13 protein-coding genes and 1 pseudogene are annotated in these 10,714 nt (G+C 60.4%); 8 read left to right on the top strand and 6 right to left on the bottom strand.

What is annotated here, in order from left to right; translation table 11 throughout:
* Positions 1–50: 50 nt before the first annotated feature.
* Complete coding sequence (locus ACM5SV_RS28115; protein WP_026158563.1) at positions 51–287, top strand: hypothetical protein; 237 nt, start codon at positions 51–53, stop codon at positions 285–287.
* Between the two features lie 145 nt (positions 288–432).
* Here the strand turns inward: ACM5SV_RS28115 and ACM5SV_RS28120 are convergent, their stop codons facing one another.
* From ACM5SV_RS28120 to ACM5SV_RS28130, 3 genes are all read right to left on the bottom strand, one after another.
* Positions 433–606, bottom strand: a complete 174-nt coding sequence (locus ACM5SV_RS28120; RefSeq protein WP_260690471.1) for a hypothetical protein — start codon at positions 604–606, stop codon at positions 433–435.
* Positions 607–870: 264 nt separating this feature from the next.
* On the bottom strand, positions 871–1,467 hold the full coding sequence (locus ACM5SV_RS28125; protein WP_222018225.1) for a cation transporter: 597 nt from the start codon (positions 1,465–1,467) through the stop codon (positions 871–873).
* A gap of 32 nt (positions 1,468–1,499) precedes the next feature.
* Positions 1,500–1,943, bottom strand: coding sequence for a MerR family transcriptional regulator (locus ACM5SV_RS28130; protein ID WP_130666773.1), 444 nt, complete (start codon positions 1,941–1,943; stop codon positions 1,500–1,502).
* Between the two features lie 14 nt (positions 1,944–1,957).
* On the opposite strand from ACM5SV_RS28130, the gene ACM5SV_RS28135 reads away from it, so the two are divergent.
* The 4 genes and pseudogenes from ACM5SV_RS28135 to ACM5SV_RS28150 form a co-directional block, all read left to right on the top strand.
* On the top strand, positions 1,958–2,614 hold the full coding sequence (locus ACM5SV_RS28135) for a hypothetical protein (protein ID WP_222018223.1): 657 nt from the start codon (positions 1,958–1,960) through the stop codon (positions 2,612–2,614).
* Positions 2,611–2,994, top strand: coding sequence for a thioredoxin family protein (locus ACM5SV_RS28140; RefSeq protein WP_222018221.1), 384 nt, complete (start codon positions 2,611–2,613; stop codon positions 2,992–2,994). Before ACM5SV_RS28135 ends, ACM5SV_RS28140 begins: the two co-directional genes overlap by 4 nt.
* A gap of 4 nt (positions 2,995–2,998) precedes the next feature.
* On the top strand, positions 2,999–3,706 hold the full coding sequence (locus tag ACM5SV_RS28145) for a cytochrome c biogenesis CcdA family protein (RefSeq protein ID WP_222018218.1): 708 nt from the start codon (positions 2,999–3,001) through the stop codon (positions 3,704–3,706).
* Positions 3,707–3,760: 54 nt separating this feature from the next.
* Positions 3,761–4,078, top strand: a pseudogene (locus ACM5SV_RS28150) (YnfA family protein); the annotation flags it as partial.
* Here ACM5SV_RS28150 and ACM5SV_RS28155 read toward each other — a convergent pair.
* The gene (locus ACM5SV_RS28155; protein WP_260690470.1) at positions 3,977–4,777 is read right to left on the bottom strand and encodes a sulfite exporter TauE/SafE family protein; all 801 of its coding nucleotides are present in this window, start codon (positions 4,775–4,777) and stop codon (positions 3,977–3,979) included. The pseudogene ACM5SV_RS28150 and the gene ACM5SV_RS28155 overlap by 102 nt on opposite strands.
* Before the next feature lie 703 nt (positions 4,778–5,480).
* Here ACM5SV_RS28155 and ACM5SV_RS28160 point away from each other — a divergent pair.
* Together ACM5SV_RS28160 and ACM5SV_RS28165 are read left to right on the top strand one after the other, a co-directional pair.
* Positions 5,481–5,984: an AAA family ATPase gene (locus tag ACM5SV_RS28160; protein ID WP_222018213.1), complete on the top strand. Its 504-nt coding sequence runs from the start codon at positions 5,481–5,483 to the stop codon at positions 5,982–5,984.
* Positions 5,985–6,225: 241 nt separating this feature from the next.
* Entirely contained in the window at positions 6,226–6,462 is a 237-nt protein-coding gene (locus ACM5SV_RS28165; protein ID WP_085997531.1) for a hypothetical protein, read from the top strand.
* 188 nt (positions 6,463–6,650) lie between these two features.
* Here ACM5SV_RS28165 and ACM5SV_RS28170 read toward each other — a convergent pair whose 3' ends face one another.
* The gene (locus ACM5SV_RS28170) at positions 6,651–8,225 is read right to left on the bottom strand and encodes a carboxylesterase/lipase family protein (RefSeq protein ID WP_222018208.1); all 1,575 of its coding nucleotides are present in this window, start codon (positions 8,223–8,225) and stop codon (positions 6,651–6,653) included.
* Positions 8,226–8,822: 597 nt separating this feature from the next.
* Between ACM5SV_RS28170 and ACM5SV_RS28175 the strand changes: the two genes are divergently transcribed.
* Positions 8,823–9,644, top strand: coding sequence for a phosphotransferase (locus tag ACM5SV_RS28175; protein ID WP_419425460.1), 822 nt, complete (start codon positions 8,823–8,825; stop codon positions 9,642–9,644).
* A gap of 298 nt (positions 9,645–9,942) precedes the next feature.
* Here ACM5SV_RS28175 and ACM5SV_RS28180 read toward each other — a convergent pair whose 3' ends face one another.
* Positions 9,943–10,269, bottom strand: coding sequence for an NIPSNAP family protein (locus ACM5SV_RS28180; protein WP_017990605.1), 327 nt, complete (start codon positions 10,267–10,269; stop codon positions 9,943–9,945).
* Between the last annotated feature and the right edge of the window lie 445 nt (positions 10,270–10,714).

Raw genomic sequence — 10,714 nt, forward strand, 5'->3', positions numbered from 1 at the left:
CAGGTTTCACCCCAATACGGTCAGGCCAGCCAGACGACAACAGGAGTGCAATCGTGAGCGAACCGACCGTAGCAGATGCAACAAACCGCATTTATGAGTCGCTCCAGGCGGACAACGCCGACATCGACGTGCATATCGCGGCCCTGAAGGCAGCGTTGACGCGGGCGGGTGTGAAAGAGGCCGTATTCGACCCGGCCAGGCTCGTGCAGAACAACCGTTCTGGCAGGAAGCGGATGGAGGCCTACTTTCGCCAGCGCGGTGTCACGGTGAAATTCTCAGCCTCGTGAAGCCTTCCAGACGGGCGTAATCACCCTCAGTGGGGGCTGACACCACGCATTGGCGTCGCCCTGCGGATGATCGTCCAGGCGCAGACGCTGAAGAGCCGTCCAACGAAGGGCCGGGAGCCCTGCCGTAATCTGCGGGCTGCCGACGTCAGAGGGGCCGAATCCCTTCCGCCCATGACATGCCGAACCACACCGCCGAATCTGGCGCCTTGCTCCACTCGATCAAGGTGTCGAGACCTGCCGTAACCGCGTCTCGTGAAAGCCCGGTCGCCACGATGTCGTCGATCGCTTCGTCGACGATGCTCGCAATGTTACGAACCACATCCTCGAAATCGGGATCACCCGCGCAACCGCCGAAGAAGACAAGCGTGTTACGGCGAGGACGTAGGTCCGCCTGGTGAAGCAGAGCAGGTTGGCCGGATCCTCGGTTCTAAGTCGTAGATGAGTGGGGGTTGGCATGCCCGTTCTCCTTTCCCAATGGGAGTTTGCGAGCACGATTATGCATTCGAACCGATGCGCTGAATTGAGGAGACCTGCGTTCTACCTCAGTTCGCTTTTTCTGCCGTAGCGGCCAATACCACTGATTTTACGCGGCGGCGTGGTGCTCTTCTCTTGCTGCCGCCCAGACCTCTTTTGCGGCATCAAGATTGATCGCGGCGATCGCCAATCCGACGATTAGATCTGGCCAGGCCGACTGCCAAAGGAACGCTGTCACCAACCCTGCGGCAATGATTGCGATGTTCGCCAGAGCGTCATTGCGGGCGGAAAGAAACGCCGCCCTGGTCAGGCTGCCGCTGTGATAGCGATATGCCGAAAGCATGAATGCGCAGGAGAGGTTGACCACCAGGGCGCCGGCGCCCGTCAAACCGAGCGCAAGCGGTTCAGGCGGGACCATGGTCATAAAGTGCTGAAAGGCGGTCCAGAGTGTTGCCACGCCGGGCGCGAGCAGGATCAGCGCCAGCGCCATGCCAACACGGGCGCGGCCCCGTGCGGACCACGCAAGGGCGAGCAGGATCAGCAGATTAACCGAGGCATCCTCAAGGAAATCGACGCTGTCGGCAAAAAGCGACACCGATCCGATCTTCAGGGCGACAGCGAATTCAACGCCGAAATAGGCGAGGTTCAGAAAAGCCACCAGCGCGATGACCTTACGCACTGGCGTATCGAGATATCGATTGAGCATATGAGAGTTTCCTGTCCGGCACGGGATATCTGTTAGCCGCAGCAACCCTTCGTCGGTGGTGCGACCATGTCCTTGAAGATCAAGCAGTCGCTGCCCGGTCCACCAGCGCAGGCATCATTACATCGGGTCACGAACCCCTGAAGGCGGGTTTCCAACGCGCGTAGCTCGACCATCCTGGCGCGGACCTCATCAAGATGCGCCTGCGCGATATCGCGCGTCTCGACACAGTCCCGCTCTGAGCTGATCGACAAATCCAGCAAAACACGGACCTGTTCGATGCTGAAGCCGAAATCACGGCACTGCTTGATGAAGGTCAGTCGACCGATGTCGGATTCGTCGTAGTTGCGCTGCCCGCTTGCCGTCCGGCTTGCGGGCGGCAGAAGACCGATTTCCTCGTAATAGCGGATCGTCGGCGTACTGGTGCCCGTCGCCTTGGCAAGGGCGCCGATGGTGAACACGCGGATGTGAACGTTCATGGCAAATTATCTCCTTGCCCTTCAAGCTACTTGAAGGAGTACGGTTCGACCAGCCTGAAAATAGGAGGTCGAAGATGAATACCGGAATGAAGCTGACAGGTGCTGCAGTCGCGGCCTGTGCCGCGTGCTGCGCGGTCAGCATCGTGCCCCTTGTGCTCGCCAGCGTCGGAACGATCCTGGTCGGCAGTGCTCTCGTCAAATGGGGCGCTGTCGCAGTCTTGCTGATTGTCCCAGTTGTCGGGCTGCTGTTGCTGTCACGGCGAAAGGCTGCGCCACCGGTCCCCGTTGAACGCCAGATGGCGACGAACAGCTGCGGCTGCGGCTCTTGCAGCACCGACGTCAAACAAGAGGCGCCGATCGCCTGCACGCTCGATGCCAACGAATTCAAGGCCCGGACCGAGCTCATCCGCACGCTGACATCGCGCCATCTTCGACAGGCAACCCGAACCGCCCTGCGCCTGAACCTGACCTATGCGCCCGAGTCGCTTTCCGAGGTCCGGGAACTGGTGCGGAAGGAGCAAGCTTGCTGCGCCTTCTTGACCTTCGATCTTAGGCATGACGCCACTGGCGTGTTCGTCAACATCACCGCGCCACAGGCCGCTGCTGCCGCTGCCGATGACCTGTTCGCCCACTTCGCCCCTGCATCATTTAACATGGAGACTTCCGCATGAACCGCCGTCACGTCCTTCTTTCCGTCGCCGCAATCACCCTCGCGATCGCGACACCCGCCTTTGCTGCCGGTACCGACCCGATACCAGGCTTCACGGAAGCGGTTGCCGCCGGCGGTCCGGTCCTCGTCCACGTCACCGCACCCTGGTGCGGAGAGTGCAAGCTCCAGAAGCCGATCGTGGCCAAGCTTCTCGGCACGCCTGACTTCAAGGATATGAAAGAGTTCAAGGTCGATTTTGATACGCAGAAAGACGCGCTGAAACTGCTGCATGTCCAGATGCAGAGCACATTGATCGTCTATAAGGGCGGCAAGGAGGTCGACCGGATGACCGGTAAGACCAAACCGGCCGTGATCGAGGCAATCATGCGCAAGGCGCTGTAAGTCGATGCTGCTCGCGCTGCTTGCCGGTATCCTCTCTATCCTGTCCCCCTGTGTCCTGCCGCTTGTCCCCGTCGTGTTGACCGGGGCCGTGGCGGAACACCGGCTTGCACCGCTGGCACTGGCTACCGGCGTGGCGTTGTCGTTCACGGCGATCGGCCTGTTCGTTGCCACTATCGGGTTCTCGATCGGCCTGGACATGACCGTCTTCCGCACCGGTGCGGCGGTGCTGCTGATTCTTGTCGGCGCGGTGCTGGTCCTGCCGCGCCTGCAAGTTGGCTTTGCCACCGCGGCAGGACCGGTGAGCAACTGGACGCAAAACCGCTTCAGCGGCCTGTCCTCCTCGGGCATCTCGGGACAGTTCGGAGTCGGCCTGCTGCTCGGCGCGGTTTGGACGCCATGTGTCGGCCCGACTCTGGGTGCCGCCTCGATCATGGCAGCCCGGGGCGAAAATCTTGGCATGGTCGCATTGACCATGCTGGCCTTCGGCATAGGCACCGCCTTGCCCTTGCTGGTGCTGTCGGCGCTGTCGCGCGAAGCGCTGCTTCGCTGGCGCGGGCGCATGATGAGCACAGCCAGCGGCCTCAAAATGGCACTTGGCGCGCTACTCATTCTAGCCGGCGCCATGACGCTCACTGGCTTCGACCGCACGGTTCAAACGGTCCTGCTTGACGCCCTGCCGAGCTGGATGCTGTCCCTCACCACCGCGATCTGAATATCCAATCCCAGCGTCTGGCGCCGCTTCCCAAATTGTGAAAATGTGACAGGTATGTTGACCTTATTTGCATATGTGGGCGCGGCTCTCGCTGAAATCGCCGGCTGCTTTGCCTTCTGGGCCTGGCTGCGGCTCGACAAATCGCCGTGGTGGCTGGCGCCGGGCATGGCGTCCCTGGCGCTATTCGCTTATCTCCTGACGCTGGTCGATAGCGAAGCCGCGGGAAGAACCTATGCGGCCTATGGCGGCGTTTACATCGTCGCCGCTATTCTATGGCTTTGGACGGTAGAAGGCCACAGGCCCGATCGCTGGGATATGACAGGTGCGGTCGTATGTTTGATCGGAGCTGGCATTATCTTGTGGGGGCCGCGCGAGGAGGTAGCCTCCGATGAAGGCGCCGAAGACCGAGCCGATGGCCATGATCAGGACGAATCCTTTGTTGCGTCCAAGTACGGAAAAGCTTTGATCGCGGCTATAGTGCGAAAAACCGATCAGCATTGTCGGCAGGCTTACGGCCAGAGATAGGCTTCCGGCGAGCTTGATATCTGCACCAAAGAGCAGGACCAGCGTCGGAATAAGAAGCTCACCGCCTGCCACTCCAAGCAAGGCCGCGACCACTCCGATAATGAAGCCCGCGACGACGCCGGCGATGATTTGCGCACCCCCCCTCAGAAGCGGATCATCCGCACGCGCGTTGTGTCCGAGCACGAGGACGATCGCTATGGCCACGAGCAGTATCGCAATGACTTTGTATAGCGTCTCAGATCGCAGACGCGTCGCCCAACCGGCGCCAAACCACGCACCGATGAGGCTGCCAGCCAGAAGGTTGACAATGATCGGCCAGTTAGCGGCGATCTGGCTGAACGAGATTGTCCCAGCACGGAACGGCAGTGAGAAGGCGACGACGACAAGGCTCATGGCCTTGTTCAGGATGACGGCTTCAAGGGCGGCAAATTGAAACAGACCTATCAGGAGAGGTAGTCGAAACTCCGCACCGCCAAGCCCGATTAAACCGCCAAGTGCGCCGATGATTCCGCCTGCTCCGAATGCAGCGCCTTTGTTGTCTCTCATCTCGAATCCTTGCGCGCTTCTTTGAGCGGCAATCGACAGGCTTCGGATCGGCGATGCAACGAAAATCTGCTGGCCTTGTTGTGAAATGGCCGCGTTCAACAACGAGGGGAGATTACGGATTATGTGCAGGCCCTTGATCAGAGAGCATCGTGCACGCGCTCGATACTCAGTGGTTCCCTGTTCCGTTATGCGATTAGCTCTCCATAATCTCCCAAGGATCATAATCGTGATTATGCGCACGTACGCATAACCATGAGTACTGACCAAGGCCGGCTCCGAAGTCGACGACGCGTTCACCGGCGGCGAGCTGCGCGGCATCGATACACCGCTCGTTGAGCCGCCTGTTCAGTGCGGTCAACCGCTGTTGTTCTGCCTCGCTCGATCCATGCGTGTAGTGAGATGATGACATTCGCTGCCCCCGCTGAATGGCGCGACAACGGTGCCAGAATTCGGGCAGGAGTCAATTCGGGCGGAATTCAATGAGGTCGACTGGAGATACCACAAAGCAGCCAGTGGGTTAGACGACCTCACCTGTGAGCTCACCCATGCACCCCGTCTTGACCCCCGAGCAGAGCGCTCCTACAAGAACGAATATGGCAACACACCTCTGATTGGCCGCGCCTTGCGGCCTTGAGCGAAGCGCAGCCCTGCACGTCACCGCGGGGCCACTTCCCCTTGCCAAGCCAAAATCAGAGATTTTCCAATGCCCACGCTCTATCTCACTTGCGGTCTTCCCGGTTCGGGGAAGACGTCGCTTGCCAAGATCATCGAACATGAAGCATCTGCCCTCCGTCTGACCGGAGACGACTGGATGCACAAGCTTTACCCCGGCATCTCTACGCCGGAAGCCGAAACTGGTCCGTGCCGTGGCAGAGTCGAGAGCCTGCAATGGCAGATCGCTCTGCGTGCCATCAGGCTTCAGTGTAACGTTGTCGTGGATTGGGGTGTGTGGTCACGGGCAGAACGTGATACCTGCCGGGAAGAAGCTCGCGCAGCGGGTGCTCGCGTCGTCCTCTGCTTCCTCGACGTTCCCTTTGATGCGCTTTGGGACCGAGTCTGCCGGCGAAACGCCGAGCTTCCAGCCGGCGCATTCGACATCTCGCGGGCGGACCTGCTTCGGTGGTCAAAGCTGTTCGAGCCGCCAACCGCCGAGGAGTTGGCGTTTTACGATCGGCAAACCCATCCAGCCATCTCCGCTCTTAGATGAAACGCCACAGCGCTGGGGGTATTCTCAGTCTGCGTAGCAGGCGGGTCCGGGCCAGCTCGCTGGTGAGGACACCTCGCCTTCTTCCCCGGGGGCCGGAGCACGGGACGGTGGCGGAGCTGTTCCTGCCGTTGAGTGGTTCATCTTCGAAAGTGGACGAAATGTTCCAATCCATTGTCACCCATTGACGTGAACAGGTTTCACCCCAATACGGTCAGGCCAGCCAGACGACAACAGGAGTGTAATCGTGAGCGAACCGACCGTAGCAGATGCAACAAACCGCATTTATGAGTCGCTCCAGGCGGACAACGCCGACATCGACGTGCATATCGCGGCCCTGAAGGCAGCGTTGACGCGGGCGGGTGTGAAAGAGGCCGTATTCGACCCGGCCAGGCTCGTGCAGAATAACCGTTCTGGCAGGAAGCGGATGGAGGCCTACTTTCGCCAGCGCGGTGTCATGGTGAAATTCTCAGCCTCGTGAAGCCTTCCAGACGGCTGTAATCACCCTCAGTGGGGGCTGACACCACGCATTGGCGTCGGACGCGGAAGGTCGCGTCGAAGTGACCGGCCTCGCCCTGGCCCTGTTGGCACTAGTCTACATTAACCTCTAGGAAGCCGCCCACAGGCCTTGCCTAGGATGGCGGAAGCTAAGCGACGGGCACCACCCCGTCACTCCTCTTCCTCCCAATATCTTTGCCAAAGGTCGAGCCTCGGCTTCAGCGGATCTGCTCCGAACGTCACGCCGTGATTGGTGAAGTCGATGACCCTGTGGACGAAGGGGTCGTGGTGAGGCCATTTTGGCCGTGAGCCGCCATTGGGGTCACCGCTCGTTGCAAATTCGACCCAGTAAGCACTCGCCAATGTGGCCATGGCCCAGTCGGCAGGCGTAACCTTGTCTTTCACCAGCGCGTCTGGAATGTTGAGCGTATACGGAATTTCGAAGCCGTGCGGAGTGCCTTTCCATGTCGGATCGTTACGCAGGGCCTCGGCGACGTAGGAGAAACGATACCACCACGTCGGCTGACCAGCGCGGATCATCTCGTCAGCGAGGTGGCGGGATGGTTCGACAAGCGTTTTGTCGGCCAGAACCTGCTGCTTCAGCTCATCGAGCGTCTGTTGGCCCGTGGGATCGTAGAGGCTGCGGGCTTCGGCTGCATGCTTCCCGAACAGCGCGAAGAGATCGTCTTTCGTCGCGGCCTCACCGAGACCGAGATCACGATTATTGGCCCCGACGATGACCGGAACCGGCGCCTGACGGCCTGCCGCAAAAGCCGTTTCCGGCGTTTCGAGCAAAAACTTTCCGTCAATGATCGCGCCTGAGATGCCGATGACCGGCTCGCCTGTCGACATTCCCTCCAGCACGTCATGTGCCGATGCACCTTCGGTCAGCTTTTCGGCAGGCAGCGCCCGAAGGGCCGTGAGAGCGTCGGCATCGCTGCCATTGATTCCCAGAGAAGCCGCATAGTCCAACGCGGTTTTCTCCGCTTCTTTCAGAGGTGACAAAGGCGTGCTCTCAGCACGCGCGGCAGGCAGACCCGGTGACTGCAGAATGGCGCCGCGGAAAAGCCCGCGCGACAATGGCGATATCATGTGCGCCATCACCGAGCCGCCACCTGCCGACTCTCCGAATATCGTCACCTTCTTCGGATCGCCGCCGAAGGCTTCGATATTTTGCTGGACCCATTTCAGGGCTGCAAGCTGGTCCATGTAACCATAATTGCCGACGGGCTCGTCAGGGGATTCCTTCATCAGCGCCGGATGGGCAAAGTAACCCAATCGGCCTACACGGTAGTTCATGCTGACGAACACGACTCTGCGGGCGGCCAGCTGGTCACCGGGATATTGAGGGGTGTTTCCCTGGGCAAGAGCGCCGCCGTAAATCCAAACCATCACCGGCAGGGGCGTCCGGGGACGCTTGACGGGTGTCCAGACATTGAGGGTCAAACAATCCTCTGACTTCGGCAGGTCGTCGGTCTGCATGCAGGACGGACCGAAATCTCGGGCATCCTTGATACCGCTCCATGTCTCCGTTGGTCTCGGATTGCGCCATCTCAGATCACCAACCGGCGGTGCCGCATAGGGTATGCCTTTGAAGCTGACGACCGTGCCCGACCTCTCACCCTTCAGCATTCCGCTGTCGATCGTAACGGTGTCGTCTGCCGCACCCAATCGTGGCGCCAACGTCAGTTGACACGATGCGACGGCCAAAAAGAGCAGAAACGTGCGACGGCCGTCCACAAACACTGCACTCTCCAACGCCAAGTTGAGACAGTTTGAGAGCAAAATACTCCCATAGAGCGGCACCGAAAAGAGTTCATCAGACGTCGACCAAAGTCGCTATGTCGGCATCGGCCTCTTGCTCGCGCTCATTTATCTGGGCGCCAGGACAAAGTTCTTTGAACGGCGGTGGACCGAGTAGCTCGGGGGCGGTCAACCGGTTAGACCCGCGGCGTTTTGGACGCGAGCAGCGGATCCCATGTCATGCGGCAATCCCGCACATAGATCGCAGCCTGCCCCTCATCCGGCTGCCGCCACCGACCGGGGTCGAGCCACGGGTCTCGCCCCGTCCTTCGGACCCCCGCGCGCGGGGAGAAGGGACATGCCGCACCGGCTTCCTCAATCTTGACGCTGCGTTTGGCACGTCCCCTCGCCCCGTTTTTACGGGGAGAGGGTTAGGGTGAGGGGCAGCTCCCGGCGTGAAACGGATAGCGCGGGAGTCCGGGCTTTCGCGGCTATTGCCTGCTGCGATCGTCGATGACGTCGGCTCGACGCTCCGTTCCTTTCGCCTTTGCAGGAACCTTCTCCGTTGACCCGTCAGTTCGCCCTCGCCTAAGCTAGGCTATGAACGAGCCAGAAATTCCTCTTATCGGCGGCAAGGATTCGAATGTCGTGCGCATCGGCGAAACGGTGCGGCGCGGCGGACGTGCGTGGTCTCCCGCCGTTTTAGACCTGCTGCGGCACGTCGAGCGCCAGGGATATGATGGCTGCCCGCGTGCGCTGGGCCTCGATGACCAAGGCCGGGAAGTCCTCACCTATATCGACGGTGACGTCGGCAACGGTGAAGGCTTCCTTCCCGATAAAGGCGGTCGCTTCGATCTCCGTCTCCCGGATTATGTCTGGCGCGACAGCGTCCTCGAGCGCCTGGGACAATTGCTGCGATCCTACCACGATGCTGCAGCCAGCTTCTTATGGAAAGATCGCGAATGGCGTCTTCACGCCCGCCACCCTGTTGAAACGGTCTGCCACAATGACCTGACGCCATGGAATACGGTCTTTCAAGCAGGGCTCCCCGTGGCTTTCATCGATTGGGACGCGGCAGCGCCGGGACCGCGCGCCTGGGACCTCGGCTTTGTTGCCTGGCGCTGGGTGCCGTTCTGGCGTGACGAGAAATGCGAGGCGCATGGCTTGCAAACGGGCGTCCGCGAGAAAGCCCGGCGCTTTCAATTGTTGCTCGACGCCTACGGGATAGAGCCGGAGATCGGCATCATGCAGGCCGGAATCGAACGGGTTCGGCAAATGCAGCAACATATGCGCAACCTTGCTGCAGCGGGTTCCGCATGGGAGATGGAATTGGCCAGCCGCGGCGTGCTTGACGAGGGGATGCTTGAGGTCGCCTGGATGGAAGACCATGCGATGGACCTGATCCAGCGCCCACGCGGGTGAGCGTCGGGCCGAGCAGCTCCGGCGTCACCCGGCCCTCGTCCCGCCGCAAGCCCCCTGCTCGCCCACGAGAACAGCGGCGGTGGCGGGGCAGCGTTGGCGATATCCTAGAGCATGATGCCGAAAAGTGTGGTCGGTTTTCGGACGACATCATGCTCCAACTATTTAATTTAGAACAGGATTCAGATTTTAGGCCGGGCCTAAAATCATCCTGTTCTAGGAGCTGCCGTTCTTCATCGCTTCCGCGGATGACCAGCTCGGGTGGAATTCCGACTGGCGGCCAGCGGGGATCGGTGGTGTCTTACTTTACTGCCGAAAAGGCGGTCGGTGACAACAGCTGGCTAGAGATATTGGAGAGGATTTGCCCGTCGCGCTCTGACTCGTCGCGGGCCTTAAGCCATGCAGGATCAGTGGTGAAAGCATTCCATTTCACCTCGCGATCAGCTAGCGATTCCCAGGCGATGAGATAGGTGAGACGCTGGCTGCTTTCGCCCACGATTGTGGTGAAGAAACCCGCCTGCTTGATGCCGTGCTTGTCCCATATTGCCAGCGTATGTTCAGCAAAGCGGTTGAGCAGCGCGGGCAATCGGCCGGGCAGGCAGTCGTAAATTCTGAGCTCGTAGATCACAGTCTTGCTTCCTTATGTCCCTTGAGAACGACATGTGTTTGCAACGTCAATTTCACGGTGGATCCGTCAATATCCCTATTAGAACAGGCCCTGCAGGTATGTGCGAACCGCTAATCTTCTGTCAATCAGATCGCCTGTGTTTAGGCGTGGCAATTTTGCCCCCCTGGTGATGTTGATCAGCGCTTGGCCTGCCCGGCGCTGGCCGGGGTTGCAGTGGGTGCAGCGGCACGGCGCACCGACCAGCCCTCATCCTGAGGTGCGCAGGCCAAAGGCCGGAGCCTCGAAGGACGAGGGCGGGTGGCTGGACGCCAATGGCAGCATTGGTATATCGAGGCAGGCGGGAGGCCAGCCCCGTCCTTCGAGGCCCCTGCGGGGCGCCTCAGGATGAGGCTGGAGAGAGGTCGCAGCCCCGGACTCCCGAGAGGAGCCTTACCCCCCATCAACC

The sequence above is a fragment of the Rhizobium sp. CRRU65 genome (assembly GCF_048551595.1).
In the GTDB taxonomy this organism is placed as follows: Bacteria; Pseudomonadota; Alphaproteobacteria; order Rhizobiales; family Rhizobiaceae; genus Rhizobium; species Rhizobium leguminosarum_J.

Excerpts from the sequence above, each read along its gene's own strand:
- ACM5SV_RS28145 (WP_222018218.1), top strand. The coding sequence starts at position 2,999 with ATGCTGCTCGCGCTGCTTGCCGGTATCCTCTCTATCCTGTCCCCCTGT.
- ACM5SV_RS28155 (WP_260690470.1), bottom strand. The coding sequence starts at position 4,777 with ATGAGAGACAACAAAGGCGCTGCATTCGGAGCAGGCGGAATCATCGGC.
- ACM5SV_RS28160 (WP_222018213.1), top strand. The coding sequence starts at position 5,481 with ATGCCCACGCTCTATCTCACTTGCGGTCTTCCCGGTTCGGGGAAGACG.
- ACM5SV_RS28125 (WP_222018225.1), bottom strand. The coding sequence starts at position 1,467 with ATGCTCAATCGATATCTCGATACGCCAGTGCGTAAGGTCATCGCGCTG.
- ACM5SV_RS28175 (WP_419425460.1), top strand. The coding sequence starts at position 8,823 with ATGAACGAGCCAGAAATTCCTCTTATCGGCGGCAAGGATTCGAATGTC.
- ACM5SV_RS28140 (WP_222018221.1), top strand. The coding sequence starts at position 2,611 with ATGAACCGCCGTCACGTCCTTCTTTCCGTCGCCGCAATCACCCTCGCG.
- ACM5SV_RS28130 (WP_130666773.1), bottom strand. The coding sequence starts at position 1,943 with ATGAACGTTCACATCCGCGTGTTCACCATCGGCGCCCTTGCCAAGGCG.